Source organism: Amycolatopsis azurea DSM 43854 (genome assembly GCF_001995215.1).
Classification (GTDB): Bacteria; Actinomycetota; Actinomycetes; order Mycobacteriales; family Pseudonocardiaceae; genus Amycolatopsis; species Amycolatopsis azurea.
This window is the reverse complement of sequence record NZ_MUXN01000024.1, coordinates 457,260-480,787: the sequence shown is the minus strand read 5'-3', so window position 1 is coordinate 480,787 and position 23,528 is coordinate 457,260. Positions and strand designations below refer to the sequence as shown.

The following is a 23,528-nucleotide window of genomic DNA, read 5'->3' as shown; positions in this document are numbered from 1 at the left end:
CTCAGAACCGGCCGACACGCGATCGTCACTCCATGTACCGTGTGGATCGCTGTAGGTTCTGAGCCGGGGAGGGCGAGGATGGACGACGAGCGGTGGGCTTTCGAGGAAGAACTGGAACGGGACGACGATCCACCGAGGTCGTCACCGTGATCGTGTCGCCGGAGGCCGACGTTCTCTCCGTGCTCCTCTCGCCGGAGTGGAAACAGTCAGTCGACCCGCGTGGACTGCACAGCGCGGTGACATCGGCCGCGAATGCCGCCACCATCGCCGCCTTGGGGCGGCAAATGGACGACGTCGCCCGAAACCCGCCCCCGATGCCGACCTTCGGCGCGACGCCCGCGTCCACGTCTGACGAGTCGCCCCTTGGTACTCAGGACATGCTTCGGCTCGTGGAGGCCGCGACCGCCGAGCTGGCGCAGTTCACCGAGCGGGCCGCGGCGGTCGTCGACCGCCGCATCACCGCCGAGAGTCGCGGCGGTCATGTCCACGGCACCGTGGCGAACGGACAGGTCATCGCCGTGGAGATCGACCTGTCGTGGGTGGCGCAGGTCCGCAAAGGCGAGATCGAGAGCGAGATCCTCGACGTGCTCCGGCAGCTTCGCGAGGCAGCTACTCCACCTGGCCTGGCTGACGGTCCCGAAGGTCCCGCGATCGCCGAGATCATGGGACTGCTCGTCGACCCGCACCGGATGGCGCGCCGGGTTGGTCTCGAACCGTCGAGCAACAGGGAGCAGGCGTAATGGCTGACGCTCACGACATCACGCTGGCGCTGGACGCGCTGACTTCGGACGCGGACCTGTGGGACGCCGCCGCGGACGCTCTCGCCCCTCCTCGCGCGGCGATCGATCCGCTCGGCCTGACCCCACGAGACGTCATGTCGTATGCGGCGGCGAAGGGTCTCGACAAGCAGTACAACCAGGCCCGCGCGCTCATCCAGGACATGATCGACCAGGCGGGAGACAACTTCCGCGCACTGTCCACCTCCTTGCGCGCTGCGGCCGATCGGTACGCCCACGACGAGGACCAGCGCGCGGCCGACATCGATCGCGCCGGCCGCGGCTAGCGACACATCCGAGGGGAATCCACCATGACTGCCGCTGGAGCGAATCCGGTCATCGATCAGTCGATGGAAAAGCTTCGTGAAATCGAAGACAAGATCCGTGAGCTGTTCGACAAAGTGAATGACGTGATGAGCTGGGTGCCGGACATCCTCTCGGATCTCATCGAACCTGTCCGTCGGGGAATGAACGCGCTGAACGGGAAGTTGACCGAGTTCTGGGACTCGATCATCCGGTTCATCAATGACAAAGGTGACCCTGCCAAGCTGAGGCAGGTGGCTGCTGAATGGTCGGACCGGATTGGCAAAAGCACCGGGGATGTCGCCGGTTCGGTATCCTTGGACAAGCTCAAGACGAACATCGAATGGAGCGGCAGGGCCGCCGAGACGTACAAGGCTACGGTACCCGCTCAGATCGCGGGGTTGAACTCGCTCAAGGATCTGGGGCTTCAGATCCGGAACTCGCTGGTCAACCTCGCCAACGGTCTCGACAGCTTCTGGACCCAGATATATGGAACCTTCGCGGCCTTGGCCATCGCTGCCGTCGTTGCCGTCCTCAGTGCGATCAGTGTTGTCGGCATTCCGGCCGCGGTCGCGATTCTGGTCGGGATGATCGGCGCCGGCATCGCGTCGATTTTCACCACTATCAGCGCGGTGGATTCGCTCACCAACAGCATCCGAGTGGAGCAGACCGCGATTCAGGACAAAGTGGATTCCCTTGGTGTCACGTGGCCAAGGACCAACACGGAATCGATGTCGCACTCGACTGACTGGAAGCGGCAAACGTGACCTACTCGAGCGCGTGGCCGACGGAACCCTATCGTCGCCTCCCGACCGGGATGATAGGAACCATCCGCGAAATCGCCACCAGCCTCGGGGGCGGAACGGGCGCGATCGGCCTGCTCATGGTGGTCGTCATCCAGATCGCGGGGCGAGTTCTTCCGACCTCGACCGATGGCGCCAACGTCCTGACCATGGGGATGGCCACTTTCGCGGCCGGTGCGTTGCTGTTGTCGGGAATCGCCATGCTGATCGCACGGACGCTCGTGAGAACCGGCAGTGTCGAAACGAAAGGCGCCATCCTCCTGCGGGGAGTCGAGGCGGGGTTGTGTGCGGGTGCGATTTTCGCGATGGCAGCTTTCTTGTTCTTCTACGTGCCCGGGGTGGCTTCGTCCGGGCGGTACAACCCGCAGGATCGCATCGAAGTGACGCCCGGCATCGTGATGTACACGCTGCTACCTGTACTCGCGATGATCTTGACGATCGTCAACCTTGTTGTCTCCCACAGGTTGTTCTTCCCAACTGTCGAGAGGGTGCAGAAGCATCTCGCGCAGGAGTCCGGCTGACTCGAGCCTCGCCAGGTCGCCGTCGGCCACGCTAGGGTGACCGGCGCGATTCTTCGACCGAGGGAGAGGTACGCCGATGCGCCGTGCGTTGCTGGTCGTGCTGGGAGCGGTTGTCCCGCTGGCGTTCACCGGCGTCGCGCACGCCGCGCCGGAATGTCCCGATCCCGCGTGGACGGAGACCCCGACGGGCACGGACGCGCAGTTGCGCGGGCTCTCCGCGGTGGATTCCCGTACGGCGTGGGTCAGCGGTAGTAAAGGCACCATCCTGCGGACCACCGATCGTGGCCGCACCTGGAAGCCCGTCGCCCCGGCAGGCACCGAGGCGCTGGACTTCCGCGACATCGAGGCCTTCGACGCCGAGCACGCGGTCGCCCTGTCCATCGGGCCCGGCGACGCGTCCCGGATCTATCGCACCGACGACGGCGGCAAGAGCTGGCGACTGTCCTTCCAGAACAGTGACCCCGCCGCGTTCTACGACTGTGTCGCGTTCTTCGACCACCGGCGCGGTCTCGCGATGAGCGATCCGGTGGAGGGCAAGTTCCGGTTGCAGTCCACTTCGGACGGCGGCCGCACCTGGACGGCCGTGCCCGCCGAGGGAATGGTCCCCGCGCTCGACGGCGAGTTCGGGTTCGCCGCCAGCGGCCAGTGCCTCACCACGGCGGGTCCGCGAGACGCCTAGATCGCCACCGGCGGTGGGTCCCGCGCACGCGTCCTGCACTCCGGTGACGGCGGGAAGACCTGGGAAGCCGCCGACACCCCGCTGCCGAGTGGCGCCTCCAGCGGGGTCTTCTCGGTGACGTTCCGGGACCCGCGGCACGGCGTGGCCATCGGTGGCGATTACGCGGCGCCGAACGCGGCCGGACCGGCGGTCGCGCTGAGCGCGGACAAGGGGCGCACCTGGCGGACGCCGCCGGAGGCCCCGGTCGGCTACCGGTCCGGGCTGGCGTGGCTGGGGAACACGGTCATCGCCGTCGGTCCCGGCGGGAGCGACCTGAGCCCGGACGGCGGACGGCACTGGAAGTCGTTCGACACCGGATCCCTGGACTCGGTCGACTGCGCCCGCGGCGCGTGCTGGGCGAGCGGAGCCAAGGGCAGGGCTGCCCGGCTCAGCGGGGTTTAAGCTCGAAGGACCATGACCACACACGCGCAACCCGTTCCGGAGACCGCCGAGCATCTGGTCGAGGTGCTGAAGGCGCTCGCCAACCCGATCCGGCTCCAGGTGCTCGGCTGGCTGCGCGAACCGGACCGGCATTTCCCGCCGGAGCGGGCCATCGCCGACCAGAACGAGGTCGGCGTCTGCGTCAGCCATCTCCAGGAGAAGCTGGGACTCGCGCAGTCCACGGTGTCGGCGTACATGGCGTTGCTCCAGCGCGCCGGGCTCGTCCGGTCCACCCGGGTGGGGAAGTGGACGCACTACCGGCGTGACGAACAGCGGATCGCGCAACTCGTCGACCTGCTGGGACGCTCCATCTGAGCTCGGCCGGGAATAACATATCGAGAATCTGCGATAGTTCGATATGTTGTACTCGAGCTGAGGAGAGACAGATGGAACTGGGGCGTTTCGGGATCTGGACGTTCGACTTCGAGGACCAGCCCGCGAGCATGCTGCGGGATTCGGTGCGGGAGCTGGAAGAACTCGGCTGGCCCGCGATCTGGATCCCGGAGCGGGACGGTCGGGAGGCGCTGACCCACGCCGGATTCCTGCTCGCGTCCACCGAGCGCATCGCCGTGGTCAACGGGATCGCGCGGATCGGATCCCGCGGTGCGCGCTGGACCCGCGGCGCGGCGGTCCTGCTGGCCGACGCCTATCCGGACCGGCATGTGCTGGGACTGGGGTTCGGCGGCGCGCAGGCCGGTGTGAAGCCACTGGAAGCGATGAGTGACTACCTCGACGAATTCGACGCGGTCACCAGCGCGAACCCGCTGCCCGCCGCGCCGATGCGGCGGCTGCTGGCCGCATACGGGCCGAAGATGCTCGAACTGGCCCGCGACCGGTCCGAAGGCGCGCACACGTATCACGTGACGGTGTCGCACACCGCCCAGGCGAGAGAAGTACTGGGGGAGAAGGCCTTCCTCGGTGTCGAGCACGCCGTGCTGTTCGAAACCGACCCGGGCAAGGCGCGCGAGATCGCCCGAGAGCACCTGCACGGGTACCTGACGTCGAAGTACAACGTCGCCAAGTTCCTCCGCCTCGGCTACACCGACGCCGACATCGACGGCGGCCGCGGGAGCGACCGGATCGTGGACGATCTCGTGTTCTGGGGCGATCTCGACACCATCACCGGGAAACTGCGCGGGCATCTCGACGCCGGCGCCGACCACGTCGGGGTTCAGGTCATCGGCGTCGAGCCCGGCGAGTCGGCCATGCCGCACTGGCGGCGGCTGGCCGAGTCGCTGCTGCCGCGCTAGCGGACCTGGCCGGTCGGCCGGACCACGATCTCGTTGACGTCGACCGAGGGCGGCTGCTCCAGCGCGTAGAGCACCGCCCTCGCGATGTCGTCGGGCTCCAGTTTCGGCTTGGACTTCGAGTCCTCGGGGATCATCGAGGTGTCGACCAGCCCCGGCTGCACGACGGTGACCCGGACGCCGGTGCCGATGGCCTCCTCGCGGATGGATCCCGCCAGGCCGGTCACCGCCCATTTCGTCGCCGAGTAGAGGTTTCCCGGCCGGTGGTAGCGCCCGGCGACCGAACCGGTGAGCACGAGGTGTCCCTTCGATTCCGCCAGTGACGGCAGGGTCGCCCGCGCGGTGATGGCGGTGCCGTAGACGTTCGTCAGCACCATGTCCCGCCACTGTTCCGGGTCCGCGCCGCCGTCGCCGAAGAACGAGACCACGACGCTTTGGCCCGCGTTGGCGAACACCGCGTCGAGGCCGCCGAAAGTCTTCTTCACCGTCTCGACGGCGGTGGACAGCGACTCCCAGTCGGTGACGTCCACCGCGAGCGCGAGGGCGCGGTCCTCGCCGAATTCGGCGACGAGGGGGAGTAGCGCCTCGCGGTCGCGGGAGAGCAACGCCAGCCGGAACCCGGCGGCCGCGGCCCGGCGTGCGGTGGCCTCGCCGAGGCCGCGGGAGGCGCCGGTGATCAGCAGTACTCGATCGTTCATGCCTCCAAAGTAGGCGGCGTGTAGGTCTCCCACTCGGGCACCGGTTCGCCGACGAGGGCGGCGCCCAGTCGATCGAGATAGAAGTGCCAGCCCTTGAGGATGTCCGAGGTGTCCCAGTCGGTCTTGGGCAGATGGTGCACGAAGTCGAGCACCGTGCCGTCACCTCGCGGTGTCAGGGTCAGTTCCACCCGCCACGCGGGCTGATCCGTCACGCCCAGGTCCACCACCAGCCGCTTCGGCGGATCGCATTCGACGATGACGGCGGGGCCCGGTTCGGACTCCTTCTCCGCCGTCATCAGCAGCATGATCGTCTTGCCGACCCCGGCTTCGCCGGTCCAAGTGCCGATCCAGCGGGCCGTGCGGTCGGATTCGGTGAGTGCCGACCAGACGTCCTCGATGGGGTCCGGGTACTCGCGCCGGAGTTCGAGCCGGGTCACGTCGTTGTCCATGACGTGAAGATAACCGTGGGCTTAATTAAGCGTCAACTTATTCTTTGGTGAGCACCAGTCGCCCGCGTAGTCCGCCCTCCGTCAAGCGCTCGTGTGCCTTGACCACCTCGCTCAACGGCATGGTGTCCGCGACGCGGAGTGCGAGGACGCCTTCGTCGGCCAAGGTCGCCAGCCGGGCCAAAGCGGCACCGTCCGCGCGGATCCAGACGTGCTCGACCCTGATGCCGCGCAAGGGAATCGGCGCTGCGCCGGCCGCGAACACCACGAACCGGCCCCGGTTCGCGACGGCGTCCAAGGCTTCGAGCCCGAGCAGGGCCGTGTCGAGCGCCGCGTCCACACCGCCGGGGACCACCGCCCGCACACGGTCGCCCAAGAAGTCGCCACGTGGCACGAAAACCTCCGCGCCGAAACCCCGGACCAAGGCTTCGTCGGCGGAACCGGCGGTCGCCACCACACGGAAGCCGCGCGCCTTGGCCAAAGCGACCGCGTAGCCGCCGACGGCGCCCGCCGCGCCGGTCACCAGGACGGTCGCTCCCGGTGGGAGGTCGAGCAGATCGAGCGCCTGCGCCGCGGTGAGACCGTTCAGCGGCAGGGTCGCGGCCTCCGCGAGGGATGCCGTCCGCGGGGCGGCGGCGATCGCGGAGGCGTCGAGGACGACGAACTCGGCGTAGGTGCCGAGAGCGGCCGACGGCCGGTCCCGCAAGCCGATCACGACGTCGCCCGCGGCGAACCCGGTGACGCCGTCGCCCACCGCGTCGACGGTCCCGGCCACGTCCCAGCCGATCCCGAGCACCTCACGCGGCGGGATGATCCCCGCCTCGGTCAGGAAACCCGACCTGGTCGCGGCGTCGACCGGATTGACCGCAGCCGCAGCCACCTTCACCCGGACCTGGCCGATCCCCGGCACAGGCATCGGCTGCTCCGTGAACTCCAGGACCTCAGGTCCGCCGAACCGGCGGACCACCACTGCGCGCATCGTTCCCCTCCAAGGTGTCGTTCCCCGGCGAACGTATGGGGAGTTACTCTCCGTCGGGAAGTACGCACCTCGAGGTGCCCAACCCACGCGGAGGTACGCGAACCGTGGTCACGCGCACGGCACAGGAACGCCGAGAAGAGGAGAAACGGGCCTACGACGCCTACCTCGCCGCCTGCCCGGCCCGGAAGCTGCTCGACGAGGTCTCGGGCAAGTGGGTCAGCCTGATCCTCGTCGCGCTCGGAGACGGGCCCCAGCGCTACAGCGACCTCTCGCGCCGGATCGCCGGCGTCAGCCAGAAGATGCTCACGCAGACCCTGCGGACCCTGGAACGGGACGGCCTGCTGACCCGGACCGTCACGGCATGTGTGCCGGTCCGCGTCGACTACGAACTGACCGAGCTCGGCCGGAGCCTCCGTCAGTTGCTGGCCGGGATCAAGGACTGGGCCGAGACCCGGTTCGACGAGGTCGAGTCCGCCAGGGATCGTTACGACGCGCGATCGGCGGCTCTCACCATCGGGTCGGACGGCGCGGGCTAGGGTAAGCGGGTGTCCACCGCACGCGCCGAACGATTGGTCAACCTGGTCCTGGCCCTGCTGTCCACCCGGCAGTACCTCACCGCCGAACGGATCCGGGGCATCGTGCCCGGGTACGCCGACGCGGCCAGCGACGAGGCCTACTTCCGCATGTTCGAGCGCGACAAGACCGAACTGCGCGAACTCGGCATCCCTTTGGAGACCGGCCGCAACTCCGCGTTCGACGCGATCGACGGCTACCGCATCGCGCGCCGCGACTACGAACTCGGCGAAATCGACCTCGCGCCCGACGAGGCGACCGCGGTCGGGCTCGCCGTCCGGCTCTGGGATTCCCCGGAACTGACGGGGGAGGCCCAAGGCGCGCTGGTGAAGCTTCGCGCCGCCGGAGTCGAGGTCGACGACCACGCCCCGACGGTCGTCGAACCGCGTGTCCGCGCCGAACCGGCGTTCGGCCCGTTGCTCGCCGCCGTCCAGGCCGGGCAGGCGGTGCGCTTCGAATACCGCCGCAGCGGCTCGGCCGAGCGCAAGATTCGCACCCTCGAACCGTGGGGCGTGGTGTCCTGGAAGGGGCGCTGGTACGTCGTCGGGCATGACAGGGACCGTGGCGCTTCCCGCTGTTTCCGGCTTTCGCGCGTGACCGGGAAGGTCGACGCCTTCGGGAAGACCGGCGTCGTCGAGCGCCCGGAAGGGGTCAACCTGCTGCAGATGGTCTCCGCCAGCAGCAGCGAGGACCCGTCCGCGGCGACCATCGCCAGCGTCTGGGTCGCCGACGGCCGGGCCGCCGGGGTCCGCCGCCGCGGCCGGGTGGTCGGTCGCGGTGAGGCCGGGGGAGAAGAAGGCGACCTCGTGGAGATCGAGCTGTACTACCCCGAATCCGCGGCCGACTGGCTCGCGGCTCACGGCCCGGACGTGCTCGTCCTCGAACCCGAAATCCTCGCGAAGTCGGTCTTCAGCCGCCTCGAAGCCGTCGCGCACGCGGGCGGTGCCCGATGAGCGCCACCGGACGGATGCCGCGCCTGCTCGCGCTCGTGCCGTACCTGCTCGCCCGGCCCGGTATCAAGATCACCGACGCCGCCCACGATTTCGACGTCACGCCCAAGCAGCTGCGCAAGGACCTCGAACTGCTGTGGATGTGCGGACTGCCCGGCTACGGTCCCGGTGACCTGATCGACCTCTCCTTCGAGGGCGACACGATCGTCGTCACGCACGACGCCGGCATGAACCGTCCGCTGCGGCTCACGGGCGGCGAGGCGACGGCCATGCTCGTCGCGCTGCGGGCCCTGGCCGAGACGCCCGGCGTGGTCGACGCCGACGCGGTCCGCCGCGCCATCGCGAAGATCGAGGCGGCCGCGGGCCAGGCCCAGCCGTCGGGGATCGTCGTCGGCGGGGGAGTGCGGGAAGGCAAGAAGACCGCCGGTACCCGCGAAGCCGTCCGGGCCGCTCTGACCGCGAAGCGCGCGTTGCGGATCCGGTACTACACGGCGTCGAAGGACGAGATCACCGAGCGCACCGTCGATCCGATGCGGTTGCTCATCGTCCAGACGGTCGGCTACCTCGAAGCGTGGTGCCGCCGCGCCGAAGGTGTCCGGCTGTTCCGGCTCGACCGCATCGACGAGCTCACCGTGCTCGACGAACCCGCCGTCCCGCCGGCGCACGCCCAGCCGACTGACATTTCCGATGGTGTTTTCCGGCCCCGTCCCGATCAGCAGGAAGCCGTCCTCGCCCTCGACCCCGACGCACGCTGGGTAGCCGAGTACTACCCCTGCGAGGAACTGGACGAGCTCGACGGCGGGCGGCTGCGGATCCGGATGCGCTACGCCGACGAGTCGTGGATGGTCCGGCTCGTCCTCGGTCTGGGCGGGGACGCGCAGGTGGAGAGCCCCGCCACACTCGCCGAGGCGGTTCGTCGACGAGCGGCCGACGCGCTGGCCCGGGCTCGTCACCTAACGTCAACCTACGAGCAGTAGGGTGACGCCGTGTCGTACCTGCCGAGCATCGCGCTCGCCGTCGCCGGGCTGATCCTGCTCTTCGTTTTGCTCATCAAATTACGCAGAGTCTTGCGCGTGCTCACCCATACGATGAGCATGGTGGCTACGAACACCCGAAAACGGACAGGGCTGCTTCGTGCTCGGTCGGCCGCGCTGCGCGTGGCGATCGCGCAACGACGTGGGCTCGAAGACCGGTAACATCACACCAAGAGACTCGAGAAGGAGGCCGCAAACGATGAACGCGCTGCAGCCGTGGCACATCATCATCCTGGTGCTCGTCGTTGTTCTGCTGTTCGGCGCCAAGAGGCTTCCGGACGCCGCGCGGTCCATCGGCAAGTCCATGAAGATCTTCAAGGCCGAGACCAAGGACATGGCCGGGGACAAGGACAAGGCCGCCGAGACCGAAGAGGTCGAGACCAAGCAGCTGCCGCAGGCCACCACGCCCGCTCCCGCCGCTCCTGCCGCGTCCGCGCAGGACAAGCAGGTCGCCGACCTCCAGCGTCAGCTCGACGAGCTCAAGAAGCAGCAGGCCGCCATGCCCGCTCCGGCGGAGCAGGCGCAGAAGAACGCCAGCTGAGCGATCTTTTAGCAAGCAGCTTCTAGCCAGGCAAGCGGAGCCTGTTCGCGGATGAGCGCGCCGAAGTCACGGCGCGCTCATGGTGGACCCTGACGAGAACGGACTGTCCAGTGGCGGATTCCGCCTCCGGTGAGGAACGCCGCGGCACCAAGCGGCACAAGCGCAGCCGTCGGACCAATCCCGACGGCACGATGACGCTCATCGAGCACATCTACGAGTTCCGGCGCCGGCTGGGTTTCGCGCTGCTCGCTCTCGTCGCGGGCGGAATCATCGGCTTCATCTGGTTCCAGACGACGATCGGCCCGATCCCGTCGCTGGGCAAGCTGCTGACCGACCCCTACTGCGCGGTGCCCGCCGAACGCCGGTTCGACGGCCCCACCGGTGGGTGCAAGCTGTTGCAGACCGTGCCCTTCGAAGCGTTCATGACGCAGTTGAAGGTCGGTCTCGCCGGCGGTGCCGTCCTGTTTTCGCCGTTGTGGCTGTACCAGATCTGGGCGTTCGTCGCCCCCGGTCTGTACTCCAAGGAGCGGAAGTACGCGCTGACGTTTGTCGCGTTCGCGTCGGTGCTCTTCGCCGGAGGTGCCGTGCTGGCCTACCTCCTCGTGCCGCACGCTCTCGAACTGCTGATGAACTTCGGTGGCGATCAGTTCATCACCGCGTTGACCGCGGACAAGTACGTCTCCTTCATCCTTTCACTGCTGTTGATCTTCGGCGTCAGTTTCGAGCTTCCGCTGCTCGTGGTGATGCTGAACCGCGTCGGCGTCCTCAAGTACCAGACGCTGAAGAAGTGGCGTCGCGGCCTGATCATGATCGTGTTCGTCTTCGCGGCCTTCGCGACGCCCGGTTCGGACCCGTTCTCCATGCTCGGCCTGTCCGCCGCGCTGATCGTGCTGCTGGAGCTGTCGATCCAGATCGCGCGTTTCCACGACCGGAAGCTCGACAAGGTGCGCGAGGACGAGGGCTGGGACAAGCTCGACGACGACGAGGCCGCGCCGTTCGACTACACGCCGAGCACGATCGAGGACGAGCCCTCGACCACCGCCGGTGGCAAGCGGCCCAACACCGACGACGTCACCTGATCCCGGGATGCACGCGGCACTGGCCGTCCACCCCGCCTCCGGTAACGGGAGCGCGGGACGGCTGATGGAGTCGGTCGCGGCGCGGCTGCGGCCCGTCGTGGACCGGCTCGACGTCCTCGTGGCCGACACCGTCGAAGAGTCCCGCGCGCTGATGACCGACTCGCGGGCGGAAGGCCTGGACGTCCTCGTCGTCCTCGGCGGTGACGGCGCGGCGCATCAAGGCGTCCAGTTCTGCGCCGAAACCGGCGTCGCGCTCGGGCTCGTCCCCGCGGGCACCGGCAACGACTTCGCCAGGGCGCTCGGGATCCCGGAGAATCCGCACGCGGCCGTCGATCTCGCCGCCCGGCGGATCGCGGAAGGCAAGCGGCGGCGTGTCGATCTCGGTCGGGCCGGTGGCGAATGGTTCGCCACCGTGCTGTGTTCGGGCTTCGACGCGCTCGTCACCGAACGCGCCAACCGGCTGACCTGGCCTCGCGGCCCGCGTCGCTACGACCTCGCGATCCTGGCCGAGCTCGCCGCGTTCCGGCCGCGTCCGGTGGTGCTCCGCACCGACGTCGAGACCCTCGAACTCGACGCCACCATGATCGCCGTCGGCAACACCCCGTTCTACGGCGGTGGCATGCGGATCTGCCCAGGAGCAGATCCGGAGGACGGCCGGTTCGACATCACCGTCGTGGGCGCCGCGACCCGTCGCGACCTGCTGCGGATGCTGCCGGGTGTCCGCTCGGGAGCGCACGTCGACCATCCGGCGGTCCGAACCCTGAAGGCGAGCCGGCTCCATCTGGCGGGCAGCGATCTGCCGGTCTACGCCGACGGCGAGCCGCTGGGCGGACTGCCGATCGACATCACCTGCGTCCCCGGCGCGCTCACCGTCGTCGGCTGAGGCTGTCTCGTCCTTCCTCGCCCGCAAGCACCAGCAGTCACGTCGGCGGCGCGTGAAGGACCCTTTCCCGAGTATGGCACCGAGCGGTCAAACGTCGTGAGTGGTGAGGACGGTTAGAACCGTCCTCACCACTCACGAGCACCACGCCGGACGTTCCCGAGATCGTCACACCGAGTGCGAACTGTCGGTGGGGTATGGAACCCTGACGAAGTGGTCAATAGCCCTCCCCAGACCCCGGCCGAGGCTTACGCAGCCTCCCAGCGCCGCGCTCAGTACCCTCAGCTGACCCGCTTCGCGGCGGAGTCGTCGTTCGAATTCGACGACTTCCAGGTCCGCGGCTGCGAGGCGCTCGAAGACGGGCACGGCGTGCTCGTCTGCGCGCCCACCGGCGCCGGGAAGACCGTGGTCGGTGAGTTCGCGGTGCACCTCGCCCTCGCCGAAGGCCGCAAGTGCTTCTACACGACACCCATCAAGGCGTTGTCGAACCAGAAGTACGCCGACCTCGTCGGCCGCTACGGCACGGACGCCGTCGGCCTGCTGACCGGTGACACCTCGATCAACGGCAACGCGCAGGTCGTGGTCATGACCACCGAGGTCCTGCGCAACATGCTCTACGCCGGGTCCTCGACCATCGGAGAGCTCGCGTACGTGGTGATGGACGAGGTCCACTACCTCGCCGACCGGTTCCGCGGCGCCGTCTGGGAAGAGGTCATCCTCCACCTGCCCGAGCACGTGCGGGTCGTCGGACTGTCGGCCACGGTGAGCAACGCCGAGGAGTTCGGCGAATGGCTCGTCGAGGTCCGCGGCGACACCACCGTCGTCGTCGACGAGCACCGTCCCGTGCCGCTGTGGCAGCACATGCTGGTCGGCAACCGGCTGATGGATCTGTTCGCGGGCCAGGAGGAACACGCTCCCGGCAGCGAGCTGCGGATCAATCCCAGCCTGCTGCGCCGCACCGAGGAGGTCGGCAGGGGGTTCGCCCCGGCAGGGATGCGCGGGCCGAGGGGGCGTCGCGGGGCACCGTCGCGGATGCCGCGGTTCCGGCCTCCGTCGCGCACCGACACGGTCGAGCGCCTGGACAACGCCGGGCTGCTTCCCGCGATCGTGTTCATCTTCTCCCGCGCCGGCTGCGACGCCGCTGTCGGCCAGTGCGTCCGGTCCGGGCTGCGGCTCAACGGTCCCGAGGAGGTCGAGAAGGTCCGCCGCATCGTCGCCGAGCGCACCAAGGACCTGCCCGAAGGCGACCTCGGCGTCCTCGGCTACTGGGAATGGCGCGAGGCGCTCGAACGCGGCATCGCCGGACACCACGCGGGACTGCTCCCGGCGTTCAAGGAGACCGTCGAGGAGCTGTTCGTCCAGGGCCTGGTGAAGGTCGTCTTCGCGACCGAGACGCTCGCGCTCGGCATCAACATGCCCGCGCGCACCGTCGTCCTGGAACGGCTGGTCAAGTACAACGGCGAGGCGCACGTCGACCTGACGCCGGGGGAGTACACGCAGCTCACCGGGCGTGCCGGGCGGCGCGGGATCGACGTCGAAGGCCACGCCGTCGTCGCCTGGCAGCCGGGGATCGACCCGAAGCAGGTCGGCGGCCTGGCCTCGACCCGGACGTACCCGCTGCGGTCGTCCTTCCGGCCCGGCTACAACATGGCGGTGAACCTGGTCGCGCAGGTCGGTGCCGAGGCGGCCCGCGACCTGCTGGAACAGTCGTTCGCGCAGTTCCAGGCCGACCGATCGGTGGTCGGGACGGCGCGGCGGATCGAGCGGAACAAGGAAGCCCTGCGGGGCTACACCACCGCCATCACCGGCGACTTCGACGAGATGCTGGAGTACGTCGAGCTCCGCGCGAAGATCTCCGCCAGGGAGAAGGCGCTTTCGCGGCAGAACACCTCCGCCCGCCGGGCGGGTACGGCCGAGTCGCTGGAGAAGCTGCGCAAGGGTGACGTCATCGCCGTGCCCGCGGGCCGGCGCGCGGGGCTCGCGGTCGTCGTCGATCCGGGGCTCGACCCGATCCGCGAACCGCGGCCCGTGGTCGTCACCGAGGACCGCTGGTCCGGACCACTCTCGGTGGCGGACTTCCCTTCGCCGGTGGAGGCGCTGGGGAACATCAAGCTGCCGAAGCACATCGAGCTGCGCTCGCCCAAGACCCGTCGCGACATCGCCTCCAGTCTGCGCAACGCGGGAATCTCCTTGCCCGGCAGGCAAAAGCGCCGCGCCGGGGCCAATGAGGACGGTGAGCTGGCCGCGCTGCGACGGGCGCTGCGCGCGCATCCGTGCCACGGTCTGGCCGAACGCGAGGCGAACCTGCGCTGGGTCGAGCGCTACCAGCGTCTCTCGGCGGAGACCGAGCAACTGGAGCGCAAGGTCGCCGCGACGACGCACTCGCTCGCGCGCGCCTTCGACCGCATCCTGAGGCTGCTCGGCGAGCGCGGTTACCTCGGCCCCGAATCCAAGGGCGACGGCGAGGACCGCGTCACCGAGCACGGCAAGCGGCTCACCCGCCTCTACAGCGAGTCCGACCTGCTCGCCGCCGAATGCATCCGGCACGACCTCTGGAAGGGCCTGTCGCCCGCCGAACTCGCGGCCGTCGTCTCGACGCTGGTCTTCGAGGCCCGCCGCGACACCGCGGGGGAGCCTCGCCTGCCCGCGGGCAAGGTGGTCGATGCCTGGCAGGCGACCACGCGGCTGTGGATGGAACTCACCGAGGACGAGCGTCGGCACAAGCTGGACCGCACCCGTGAGCCCGATGCCGGGTTCGCCTGGCCCGTCTATCGCTGGGCGCGCGGCGAATCGCTGGAGAAGGTCCTCACCGCCGCCGAGGCGAACGGGCAGGAGCTGTCCGCGGGCGACTTCGTGCGCTGGTCGCGGCAGGTCATCGACCTGCTGGACCAGATCCGTGACGTCCTCGGGAAGGCGGATCCGGTCGGCGCCGCCGCTTCGGACGCGGTGAAGGCACTGCGGCGCGGGGTCGTGGCGGCGGGAGGCGCGTAGCGGGTCTCGTGAGTGGTAAGTGGGGTTAGAACGCGACTTACCACTCACGACGCACGTGACCCAGCGCTGTCCGGAGGAGAGGACGCGTTGCGAAAGCCACTTTCGCAACCTTCAACGTCGCGAAAGTGGCTTTCGCGACACCGCCGTCGGCAATCACGAGCCAGCGCCGCTTCGGTGCAGGTGGTCGTGAGTGGTAAGTATCGTTAGAACGCGACTTACCACTCACGAGGCATTGGGCCGACCGGCGGATCGAGTTGCGCCGACACCACCCGGGAACAGTGGGCAGGGGCGCGGACCTGTGGTTGGATCGCCCACGACGGCCAAGGTTGGTGGGCCGGTGACGACGGCGGAACAGGCGGAGGCGAACGATGAGCACGCCGTATGGCGGCAACGACCCGCAGCAGCAGCCCCAGTGGGGGCAGCAGCCGGGCTACGGGCAACAGCCGGGAGGCGCTCAACCGCCGAGCGGTCCGCAGCAGCAACCCCAGTGGGGCCAGCAGCCGGACCCGTCACAGACGCAGCAGCAACAGCCTCAGTGGGGCCAGCAGCCCGCGCCGTACGACCCGTCCCAGCAGCAGCCGGGCTATCCGCAGCAGCAGCCCGGCTACGACCCCTCCCAGACGCAGCAACAGCAGCCTCAGTGGGGTCAGCAGCCGCCGCAGTACGGGCAGCAGCCGGGTTATCCGCAGAGCGGACCCCAGCAGCAGCCCGGCTACCCGCAGAGCGGCCCGCAGCAACAGCCGCAGTACGGCCAGCCGCAGCAGCAGCCGGGCCAGTACGACTACGGCCAGAGCCAGTTCCCGGGCACCCAGGGCGAGGCGCAGGACAAGCCGAAGTCCAAGAAGGGCCTGTTCATCGGGATCGGCGCGCTCGTGGTGATCATCGCCGCGGTCGGCGTTCTCGGGTTCGTGACGCCGGGGTGGTTCAACACCCAGGTGTTCAACAACACCCAGATGCAGACCGACGTGCAGAAGCTGCTCACCGAGACCTACGGGATCAAGGAGATCAGCGCGGTCACCTGCCCCTCGGGCCAGGAGGTCAAGGACGGGGTGAAGTTCACCTGCACCGCGACGATCGAGGGCAAGCCGCAGGAGGTGCCGATCACCGTGAAGGGTGACACCGGCAACTACGAGGTCTCGCCACCCGCCGTCACCAAGTAAACGGCGGGCGCCGGGGACGGTCGATCCTGCATGATCGTCCCATGAGCGACTTCTCTGTGCGGCTGCTGCGGTCCGACGAGGAACGGGCCGCGACCGACCTGTTCAGACGTGCCCTGCACATCAAGGAGATGACCGACGAGGAATGGTCGGCCATTTCCGGGTCGAGGCAGCCGGACCGAGCGTTCGGTGCTTTCGATCCGGAGCTGATCGGCACCGCCCGCTCCTTCGATTCGGAAGTGACGCTGCCCGGTGGCGGCACCACGCCGCTCGCCGCGGTCAGCCTGGTCGGAGTCCGTGGCGACCGGACCCGGCGTGGCGTGCTGACCGGTCTGATGCGCGCTCAGTTCGAGGATTTCGCCGCCCGTGGCGTGCCGGCGGCTATGCTGCACGCCTCCGAGGGCACCATCTACGGCAGGTTCGGTTATGGCATCGGCGCCCGGGCCAAGTCGTTCGAGGTCGACAGGCAGCGTGCCCGGTTCCGCCCCGAGGTCCCGGTGGGCGGGGAGATCTCCTTGCTGGATCTGGAAAGCACCATCGAGCAATGGCCGTCGCTCTTCGACGCCCTTCCGCGTATCCGGCCCGGCATGATCGCGCGGAGCCCGCATCTGTGGCCGGGCTACGAACGGGAGGTGCGCCGGGCGACCACGCCGGTCGCGACAGCCGTGCACCGCGGTCCGGACGGCATCGACGGCTATGTCACCTACACCGTCGAAAGGACCAAGTTCGGCGCCCCTGCGGTGTTGAAGATCCAGTCCTTCCACCACTCGGGTTCCGACGCGTTCGCGGGGCTGTGGCGGTACCTGCTGTCCGTGGACCTGGTCGACCGCATCACCGCCGAGAAACGCCCCCTCGACGAACCGGTCGAGTTGCTGTTCACCGACCCTCGGCACGTGACCGTGGAGAAGGTCCAGGACGAGGGTTGGCTCCGGCTGGTCGACGTCGCCACGATGCTCGACGCCCGCACGTACCAGGGCGAGCCGGTCGTCATCGAGGTCACCGATCCCTTCCTGGAGCACAACTCCGGCCGCTACCGCCTTTCCGCGGACGGTGCGGCCCGCACCACGGACCCGGCGGATCTCGAACTCGGCGTCGACACCTTGTCGATGCTGTACCTCGGCGCTTGGCGCGCGTCGGATCTCGCGGCCGCGGGACGCGTCCGAGCCACCGGCGAAGCCGCTTTGCTGCGGGCGGACCTGCTGTTCGGCACGCGAGTGAACCCCTGGTGCGGTACCTTCTTCTGACGTTGGATGATCACATTCGGTGGGGGTGGAGAAGCTTGAGCAGGCGAGCCGTCGCGACGGTCGTTCTGTGCTGTGCCGCTTTCGCGGGGCTGGCGGCGTGTTCGGACAACCCGGCGCCCGCCCCGGCGACGAAGACCGTCACGGCCACGCCGACGACAGGTGCCTCGTCGAGCACGTCGTCTTCCGGCGGCTCGCCCTCCAGCGCCCCCGGCAGAGTCTTCGATCCCCGGACCATGCAGGCGGACGTGCGGAAGATCCTCACCGAGACCTACCAGGTGACCGAGGTCGGCGACGTGCTCTGCCCGGCGAACCAGACGGTGAAGGACGGCAGCACGTTCACCTGCACCGTCCAGGTCGCCGGGGAGGGCAAGACCGTCACGATCACCGTGACCGGTGAAGACGGCCGGTACGAGGTCGGCGCGCCCGCCTGAAAACCGGTTGGGTTCGCCGGGGATGGACGGCAGGATCTCCTGTCATGAGCGAATTCCACGTGCGCGCCGTGGCCGAAGGCGAACAGCGGGCCTGCCTCGAAGTCCTGGAACAGGCTTTGCACGCCAAGCCGATTTCGGACGAGGACTGGGCCAAGATGGCGCCGTCCTGGCCCGCCGCAGGGAAGTTCGCCGCGTTCGACGACCACGACACCCCGGTGGGGATCAGCAGCTCCTTCGACATCGAGCTCACCGTCCCGGGCGGGCGGAAGCTGGTCACCGCGGCCGTCGACGGTGTCGCCGTCCGCGCCGACTGGACCCGTCGCGGGATTCTCACCACGATGATGTCCGCCCAGCTGGAGGACTTCGCCGCGCGTGGCGTGCCGCTGGCCGCGCTGCACGCCTCGGAAGGCGTGATCTACGGCCGCTACGGGTACGGTGCCGCCACTTTCGACAGGGGCGTCTTCGTCGAACGTCCTCGCGCCCAGGTCCGTGACGGCGTGGGGCGCGACGGGGTGGTCAGGTTCGTCACTCCCGCCGAAGCCGTCGAGCGTGTTCCGGCGCTGTACAACAGGTTCGAGGGAACACGGCCCGGGTTCGCCGCCCGGCCCGCGCAATGGTGGCCGGGCTTCTTCGACCGGCTGGTGACCGGGGACGGCGGCTATCGCGTCGCCATCCACAGTGGACCGGATGGAGACGACGGCTTCGTCGTCTACCAGACCATCGACACGCGCGACCGGACGGCGCCGGAGCGTGGCGCGATCCTCGAGATCCGGGAGCTCCACGCCGGGACACCGGAGGCCTGGGCGGGGTTGTGGCGTTTCCTGCTGTCGGTCGATCTGGTCTCGGGCGTCGCCGGACGGGGCCGCCCGCTGGACGAGCCGATCGCCGCCCTGCTCACCGACCCGCGTGCGGTGAACACCACCGAGATCATCGACGAGCTGTGGGTCCGGCTCGTCGACGTGCTCACCGCGCTGCGGGCGCGCACCTACGGCACCGCCGAACCCGTGGTGCTCGAAGTGCTCGACAAGCAGCTCCCCGACAACAACGGCCGCTACCTCGTCGGCCCCGGCGGTGTGGAACGCACGACCGCCGAGGCGGAACTACGGCTGGACGTCGCGGAGCTGGCGTCCCTCTACTTCGGACAGGGCTTCTTCAGAGATCTGGTGGTGGCGGGCCGGATCGAGGTCCTGGACGAAGGGGCGGTCGACCGTGCCGACGCGTTGTTCCACACCGCGCGGGCCGCTTGGTGCGGGACGTTCTTCTAGGCCGGATTGCGGCGCGGTTTGATCCGTACCTGCGGCAACGCGGGTGCGGGCAACCACGCCGTCGTGCCCTGATAGCCCTCCACGGAGCCGAACCGGTCCGCCTGGGCCTGCCACGCCTCCCGGTACTCGGCGATCTCGTCGTGGCTGCGGCCCACGAAGTTCCACCACATGACGAGTTCTTCGGTGAACGGCGTCCCGCCGAGCAGGAGCACGCGCGCCGGCTCGCCGCCGTCGTTCGTCAGCTCCAGCCGTCCGGCGCCGGGCGCGAGGTACGCGAGTTCGCCGGTGCCGAGCGCGGTTCCGGCGACGGTGACGGAGCCGAGGTCTTGGAGGACACCGTGTTCGAAGGCGGGATCGACGTCGAGGGCCAAGGTCGCCCCGGGCTCGACGGTGAGTTCGGCGCCCAGCAGGGGAGTGAACGCCGGGACCGGTGAGGTGGTCCCGGCGAGGGTGCCGAGGAAGACCCGCGCGGTGGCTCCGGGGAGCCGGAGCAGCGGAGGCGCGTAGTGCCGGAAATCCCGTGCGGTGTCACGGTGTTCGTCCGGCAGCGCGATCCAGAGCTGGACGCCGTGCAGCGTCGCGGTGTCCGGTGTGGACACTTCCGAATGCGCGATGCCGTGCCCGGCGGTCATCAGGTTGAGTTCCCCCGGCCGGACCATGGCGTGGGTGCCGATGCTGTCGCGGTGTTCGATCTCGCCGCTGAACAGCCAGCTCGCGGTCTGCAACCCGGTGTGCGGATGGGGCGCGACGTCCATCCCGCCGGACTCCGACACGTCCTGCGGCCCGTAGTGGTCGGCGAAACACCACGCGCCGATCAGGGAGCGCCGCCGTTGCGGAAGTGTCCGGCGGACCCGGATCGCGCGCGGCCCGCCGAGCGGGACGTCGCGCGGGGTCAGCACGGTGACGCCGTCGCCGGGACGGTCCCGGCACAGCAGTTCGGCCGGATCGGCCTCGGTGTTGCTCATGACTTGGGGAGCGCGGCCAGCAGACGCTCCACCGAACGACCGAGATTCCAGCGCTCCGCCAGTTCCGCGACCTTGTCCGGGTCGGCGGGTTCGGACGGGACGGTGTCCGGGCGGGACTGTTCGACCGGCGCGTCGGCCGCGACCCGCACGACGGTCGGCGCGACTGCGAGGTAGTCGGCGGCGTCGGTCAGCCGCAGCCGGGTCTTGAGCGGCACCCGAGAGTCACCGGCGTCGGCCGCCTCGATCAGCTCCTGGAGCGAGCCGAACTGGGTGATCAGCTTCGCCGCGGTCTTCTCGCCGATCCCGGCGACGCCGGGCAGCCCGTCCGACGGGTCTCCGCGCAGCGCGGCCATGTCGGCGTATCCGGGGCCGGCGTTCGCGGCCGGGATCCCGTACTTCTCGGCGAGCTCGTCCGGGCCGAGGATCTCGGCCTTGTTCCAGCCCTTGCCGACGTAGATGACCACCGTCGGCGTCGGCTCGTGGCGGACCAGCTGGAACAGGTCGCGGTCACCGGTGATGACCTCGACCGGCGACTTCTGTTCGCGGATCGCGAGCGCGCCGATGACGTCGTCGGCCTCGTACCCGGCCGCCTCGGCCGTCGCGAGCCCGAAGGCCTCCAGCAGTTCGAGGATGATCGGGACCTGCGGGGTCAGCGTGTCCGGCACCTCTTCGACGTCGCCGCCGTCCGGGACCTCTTCGGCCACCCGGTGCGCCTTGTAGCTGGGCAGCAGGTCGGTGCGGAACTTCGGCCGCCAGTCCGCGTCCAGGCACGCCACGAGCCGGGAGGGTCGCCGGTCGACGAGGATCCGCGCGACGGTGTCGGTGAACCCGCGTACGGCGTTGACCGGAGTCCCGTCCGGGGCGGTCATCGACTCGGGCAGTGCGTAGAACGAGCGGAAGTAGAGGCTCGCGGAATCGAGGAGAGCGAGTGGTCCGGTCACGCGGACAGCCTGCCATGTCCGAGCCCGGATGTCCGTGAAGGACCCGACCCCCAGCCGGGTCCTCCACGGACATCGGTCAGGCGGCGTAAGGCCGCACCCGGCGTGCGTCGCGCAGCGCGTTGGCCCACCAGCCCAATTGGTTCAGCAGAGTGGTGGCCGCGACGGAGGCTCCCTCGAAGTCGTCGTGCTCGCCGTCCGGGCCGAAGTGGTTCCAGGCGTAGGGGAAGCTCACGGTCTCGCGGATCGTGGCGGCGTGGAGTTCGGCGAAGACCGGGCGCAGGTGCTCGACCGCGCGCAGGCCGCCGGAGATCCCGCCGTAGGAGACGAAGGCGACCGGCTTTCCGTGCCACTCGCGGCCGGTGGCGTCGAGCGCGGCCTTGAGCGGGCCGGGGTAGCTGTGGTTGTACTCGGGGACGATCACGACGACGGCGTCGGCGGCGGAGACGCCGGAAGAGAGGCCATCAGGGGCTTCGGCGAGGTCGATGACGGACAGGGTGACGTCTTCGCGCTGTTTCGCACGTTCGAGGAACCAGTTCGCGACGACGGGTGCGAAGCGGCCTTCGCGGACGCTGCTGATCACCACTGCCAGCTGGTAAGGCGTGTCGGTTGTCATGGCACAGACCGTAGAACCTGAACTTAAGTAGAGGTCAAACTCCAGAACCGTTTTCCTGGCTGAATTCGATTGCAGAGAACTCTTTGCAATGTAGGATCGCCGGTATGGGGAAGAGCGAGAGGTATCTCGCGCGGATCGACGGACGCCTGCTGCGAGCGCTGTCGCATCCACTGCGGGTCAGGATCTTGGAGCTGTTGCGGGAGGACGGTCCGGCGACGGCGTCCGGACTGGGGAAACGGCTGGGGGAGAGTTCCGGGACCACCAGCTGGCATCTGCGCCAGCTGGCCGAATACGGCCTGGTCACCGAGGATCCCGAGCGCGGCAACCGGCGAGACCGGTGGTGGAAGGCCGTGCACGACGGGGATCAGCTCCAGGGCCAGGACTTCATCAGGGATCCCGATCTCGCGGGGCCGTTCAGCACGTACGCCCACACGATGGTCGACCAACGCCACGCGGCCGAGGCGCAGTTCGTCGCCGAGATGCGGGACTGGTCGGACGAGTGGATCGACAAGGTCTCCTTCCACGACTCGTCCCTGTCGCTGACGCCCGACGAGGCGGCCGCGCTGAGCGACGAGATCCTCGACGTGATCAAGCGCTATCGCCGTCCGGTCGAGGAAGGCGATACCCCCGTCCGGGTGCACTGGGCGGCCTTCCCGAGGAAATCCCGGCCGGAGACGCCATGAGCCGGATGCCGCTGGGGGCTCTGGTCGTGGCTTCGGGGATCTCCTCGGCCGGGGTGATGATGACGCTGCTCGCGATTCCCTGGTTCGTCCTGCAGAGCACCGGCAGCGGGACCAAGACCGGTCTCGTCACCGCGGCCGAAGTGCTCGGCCTGATGGTCGCCGCGATGCTGGGCGGGCCGATCGTCGACCGGGTCGGCACCCGCCGCGCCAGCGTCGGCGCGGACCTGCTGACCACCGTGACGGTCCTGCTGATCCCGCTCGCGATGCACACGACAGGGCTCAGCCTTCCCGGGTTGATCGCGCTGTCGTTCGTGATGGGCGTGTCCCGCGGTCCCGCCGACACGGCGAAGCAGGTGCTGCTCCCCGGAGTCGCCGAGCTCGGCGGAGTCCGCATGAGCCGGGCGGCGAGCGCCGTCGAAGCGGCGATGAGGACCGGCCGCATGGTCGGCGGCCCCGCCGCCGGCGCGCTCATCGCGCTGATCGGCCCGATGCAGGTGCTGTACGTCGACGCGGGCGCGTTGCTGCTGTCCTCCGCGCTGGTGTTCATGCTGATCCCGTCGGCGGCCGGTCCGCCGAGACCGTCGTCGGGCGGATACCTCAAGGAACTGCGCGAAGGGCTCGGGTACATCAAGCGTGACGGCTTGTTGCGCGCGATCGTGGGCATGCTGATGCTCACCAACAGCCTCGACTTCGGACTTCTCGGCGTCCTTTACCCGGCGTACGGCGACCAGGTCCTGCACAGCACCGCGCTCATCGGCGCGATGATCACCGCCGTCGCGGTCGGCGCGCTGATCGGCTCGGCGCTCTACGGCTGGGCCGGTCACCGGCTCTCGCGGCGGACGGCGATCCTCGTCGCCGTCGGCATCGAAGGCGCGCCGAGATTCGCCCTGCTCGCGCTCGAACCGGCGCCGGCCGTCCTGCTCGCCGGGCTGGTGGTCGCGGGGATTGGGGCGGGCGCGCTCAACCCGATCCTGCTTCCGGTGGTCTACGAGCGGGTTCCGGAAGCCGTCCGGGGCCGCGTGCTCAGTCTCCTCGTGGGCGGGGTGCTCGCCGCGATGCCGCTCGGCTCGATGGCGGCCGGGCTGCTGCTCGACGGCGTCGGGCTCGTCGGGGCGCTCGCGGCTTTCGGGGGCCTGTACCTCATCGCCAGCACTTTCCCGGCGGTCTTCCGGGTCTGGCGCGGGCTCGACGATCCCGCCCCGATCGGGGGTGACCGGCTGGTGAGCGAAGGGGCACGGACCGACTAGGC

At 69.1% G+C, this 23,528-nt stretch carries 28 protein-coding genes; 22 read left to right on the top strand and 6 right to left on the bottom strand.

Annotated elements, in window-relative coordinates; all coding sequences use genetic code 11:
* The first annotated feature begins 146 nt into the window (after positions 1 to 146).
* From B0293_RS32510 to B0293_RS32480, 8 genes are all read left to right on the top strand, one after another.
* Positions 147 to 740 (top strand): hypothetical protein, encoded by a 594-nt coding sequence (locus B0293_RS32510; RefSeq protein WP_052014261.1) that lies wholly within the window; start codon positions 147 to 149, stop codon positions 738 to 740.
* Entirely contained in the window at positions 740 to 1,063 is a 324-nt protein-coding gene (locus tag B0293_RS32505) for a hypothetical protein (RefSeq protein ID WP_005150881.1), read from the top strand. Before B0293_RS32510 ends, B0293_RS32505 begins: the two co-directional genes overlap by 1 nt.
* A 24-nt stretch (positions 1,064 to 1,087) precedes the next feature.
* Positions 1,088 to 1,846 carry a hypothetical protein gene (locus B0293_RS32500; RefSeq protein ID WP_039915399.1) on the top strand — a complete coding sequence of 253 codons (759 nt, stop codon included), beginning with the start codon at positions 1,088 to 1,090 and terminating at the stop codon, positions 1,844 to 1,846.
* Positions 1,843 to 2,403 (top strand): hypothetical protein, encoded by a 561-nt coding sequence (locus B0293_RS32495; protein WP_245191821.1) that lies wholly within the window; start codon positions 1,843 to 1,845, stop codon positions 2,401 to 2,403. Before B0293_RS32500 ends, B0293_RS32495 begins: the two co-directional genes overlap by 4 nt.
* A gap of 76 nt (positions 2,404 to 2,479) precedes the next feature.
* Positions 2,480 to 3,082, top strand: coding sequence for a WD40/YVTN/BNR-like repeat-containing protein (locus B0293_RS44925; protein WP_005150891.1), 603 nt, complete (start codon positions 2,480 to 2,482; stop codon positions 3,080 to 3,082).
* A 114-nt stretch (positions 3,083 to 3,196) separates the two neighbouring features.
* Complete coding sequence (locus tag B0293_RS44920; protein ID WP_005150892.1) at positions 3,197 to 3,523, top strand: beta propeller repeat protein; 327 nt, start codon at positions 3,197 to 3,199, stop codon at positions 3,521 to 3,523.
* Between the two features lie 12 nt (positions 3,524 to 3,535).
* Entirely contained in the window at positions 3,536 to 3,877 is a 342-nt protein-coding gene (locus B0293_RS32485; RefSeq protein WP_005150893.1) for an ArsR/SmtB family transcription factor, read from the top strand.
* A gap of 71 nt (positions 3,878 to 3,948) precedes the next feature.
* Positions 3,949 to 4,812 carry a TIGR03620 family F420-dependent LLM class oxidoreductase gene (locus tag B0293_RS32480; protein WP_005150895.1) on the top strand — a complete coding sequence of 288 codons (864 nt, stop codon included), beginning with the start codon at positions 3,949 to 3,951 and terminating at the stop codon, positions 4,810 to 4,812.
* Here the strand turns inward: B0293_RS32480 and B0293_RS32475 are convergent.
* From B0293_RS32475 to B0293_RS32465, 3 genes are read right to left on the bottom strand one after another with little or no spacing between them, the layout of a single operon-like run.
* Complete coding sequence (locus B0293_RS32475) at positions 4,809 to 5,507, bottom strand: SDR family oxidoreductase (RefSeq protein ID WP_005150898.1); 699 nt, start codon at positions 5,505 to 5,507, stop codon at positions 4,809 to 4,811. The two genes, B0293_RS32480 and B0293_RS32475, sit on opposite strands and share 4 nt — an antisense overlap.
* Positions 5,504 to 5,956: an SRPBCC family protein gene (locus B0293_RS32470; protein ID WP_005150899.1), complete on the bottom strand. Its 453-nt coding sequence runs from the start codon at positions 5,954 to 5,956 to the stop codon at positions 5,504 to 5,506. Before B0293_RS32470 ends, B0293_RS32475 begins: the two co-directional genes overlap by 4 nt.
* 37 nt (positions 5,957 to 5,993) lie before the next feature.
* Complete coding sequence (locus B0293_RS32465; protein ID WP_039915401.1) at positions 5,994 to 6,932, bottom strand: NADP-dependent oxidoreductase; 939 nt, start codon at positions 6,930 to 6,932, stop codon at positions 5,994 to 5,996.
* A gap of 104 nt (positions 6,933 to 7,036) precedes the next feature.
* Between B0293_RS32465 and B0293_RS32460 the strand changes: the two genes are divergently transcribed.
* The 12 genes from B0293_RS32460 to B0293_RS32405 all read left to right on the top strand — a co-directional run bounded on the left by B0293_RS32460 (position 7,037) and on the right by B0293_RS32405 (position 19,077).
* Positions 7,037 to 7,468, top strand: a complete 432-nt coding sequence (locus B0293_RS32460; protein ID WP_005150901.1) for a winged helix-turn-helix transcriptional regulator — start codon at positions 7,037 to 7,039, stop codon at positions 7,466 to 7,468.
* 9 nt (positions 7,469 to 7,477) lie between these two features.
* Positions 7,478 to 8,458: a helix-turn-helix transcriptional regulator gene (locus tag B0293_RS32455; protein WP_005150903.1), complete on the top strand. Its 981-nt coding sequence runs from the start codon at positions 7,478 to 7,480 to the stop codon at positions 8,456 to 8,458.
* Complete coding sequence (locus B0293_RS32450) at positions 8,455 to 9,432, top strand: helix-turn-helix transcriptional regulator (RefSeq protein ID WP_005150905.1); 978 nt, start codon at positions 8,455 to 8,457, stop codon at positions 9,430 to 9,432. Before B0293_RS32455 ends, B0293_RS32450 begins: the two co-directional genes overlap by 4 nt.
* A gap of 9 nt (positions 9,433 to 9,441) precedes the next feature.
* Entirely contained in the window at positions 9,442 to 9,651 is a 210-nt protein-coding gene (locus B0293_RS32445; RefSeq protein WP_005150907.1) for a bacteriophage holin, read from the top strand.
* Positions 9,652 to 9,688: 37 nt separating this feature from the next.
* Positions 9,689 to 10,030 carry a Sec-independent protein translocase subunit TatA gene (tatA, locus tag B0293_RS32440; protein ID WP_005150908.1) on the top strand — a complete coding sequence of 114 codons (342 nt, stop codon included), beginning with the start codon at positions 9,689 to 9,691 and terminating at the stop codon, positions 10,028 to 10,030.
* A 110-nt stretch (positions 10,031 to 10,140) separates the two neighbouring features.
* Positions 10,141 to 11,109 (top strand): twin-arginine translocase subunit TatC, encoded by a 969-nt coding sequence (gene tatC / locus B0293_RS32435; protein ID WP_005150911.1) that lies wholly within the window; start codon positions 10,141 to 10,143, stop codon positions 11,107 to 11,109.
* A gap of 7 nt (positions 11,110 to 11,116) precedes the next feature.
* Positions 11,117 to 11,992 (top strand): diacylglycerol/lipid kinase family protein, encoded by an 876-nt coding sequence (locus B0293_RS32430; protein WP_005150913.1) that lies wholly within the window; start codon positions 11,117 to 11,119, stop codon positions 11,990 to 11,992.
* A 210-nt stretch (positions 11,993 to 12,202) separates the two neighbouring features.
* Positions 12,203 to 14,980, top strand: a complete 2,778-nt coding sequence (locus tag B0293_RS32425; RefSeq protein ID WP_005150917.1) for a DEAD/DEAH box helicase — start codon at positions 12,203 to 12,205, stop codon at positions 14,978 to 14,980.
* 368 nt (positions 14,981 to 15,348) lie between these two features.
* The gene (locus tag B0293_RS32420) at positions 15,349 to 16,140 is read left to right on the top strand and encodes a DUF4333 domain-containing protein (protein ID WP_005150919.1); all 792 of its coding nucleotides are present in this window, start codon (positions 15,349 to 15,351) and stop codon (positions 16,138 to 16,140) included.
* A 41-nt stretch (positions 16,141 to 16,181) separates the two neighbouring features.
* Positions 16,182 to 17,381, top strand: a complete 1,200-nt coding sequence (locus B0293_RS32415; protein ID WP_005150920.1) for a GNAT family N-acetyltransferase — start codon at positions 16,182 to 16,184, stop codon at positions 17,379 to 17,381.
* Between the two features lie 35 nt (positions 17,382 to 17,416).
* Positions 17,417 to 17,812, top strand: coding sequence for a DUF4333 domain-containing protein (locus B0293_RS32410; RefSeq protein ID WP_077241438.1), 396 nt, complete (start codon positions 17,417 to 17,419; stop codon positions 17,810 to 17,812).
* A 44-nt stretch (positions 17,813 to 17,856) separates the two neighbouring features.
* Entirely contained in the window at positions 17,857 to 19,077 is a 1,221-nt protein-coding gene (locus B0293_RS32405) for a GNAT family N-acetyltransferase (RefSeq protein WP_005150923.1), read from the top strand.
* On the opposite strand, the gene B0293_RS32400 is transcribed toward B0293_RS32405, so the two are convergent.
* The 3 genes from B0293_RS32400 to B0293_RS32390 form a co-directional block, all read right to left on the bottom strand.
* Entirely contained in the window at positions 19,074 to 20,042 is a 969-nt protein-coding gene (locus B0293_RS32400; RefSeq protein WP_005150924.1) for a pirin family protein, read from the bottom strand. The genes B0293_RS32405 and B0293_RS32400 overlap by 4 nt on opposite strands.
* Positions 20,039 to 20,983 carry a 5'-3' exonuclease gene (locus tag B0293_RS32395; RefSeq protein WP_005150927.1) on the bottom strand — a complete coding sequence of 315 codons (945 nt, stop codon included), beginning with the start codon at positions 20,981 to 20,983 and terminating at the stop codon, positions 20,039 to 20,041. The genes B0293_RS32400 and B0293_RS32395 overlap by 4 nt, the downstream gene beginning before the upstream one ends.
* Positions 20,984 to 21,059: 76 nt before the next feature.
* A complete protein-coding gene (locus tag B0293_RS32390; protein ID WP_039915406.1) occupies positions 21,060 to 21,596 on the bottom strand; it encodes an NADPH-dependent FMN reductase in 537 nt (178 codons plus the stop codon).
* A 104-nt stretch (positions 21,597 to 21,700) separates the two neighbouring features.
* On the opposite strand from B0293_RS32390, the gene B0293_RS32385 reads away from it, so the two are divergent.
* Positions 21,701 to 22,279, top strand: a complete 579-nt coding sequence (locus tag B0293_RS32385; RefSeq protein ID WP_005150929.1) for an ArsR/SmtB family transcription factor — start codon at positions 21,701 to 21,703, stop codon at positions 22,277 to 22,279.
* The gene (locus tag B0293_RS32380) at positions 22,276 to 23,526 is read left to right on the top strand and encodes an MFS transporter (protein WP_005150931.1); all 1,251 of its coding nucleotides are present in this window, start codon (positions 22,276 to 22,278) and stop codon (positions 23,524 to 23,526) included. The genes B0293_RS32385 and B0293_RS32380 overlap by 4 nt, the downstream gene beginning before the upstream one ends.
* Positions 23,527 to 23,528 lie beyond the last annotated feature (2 nt).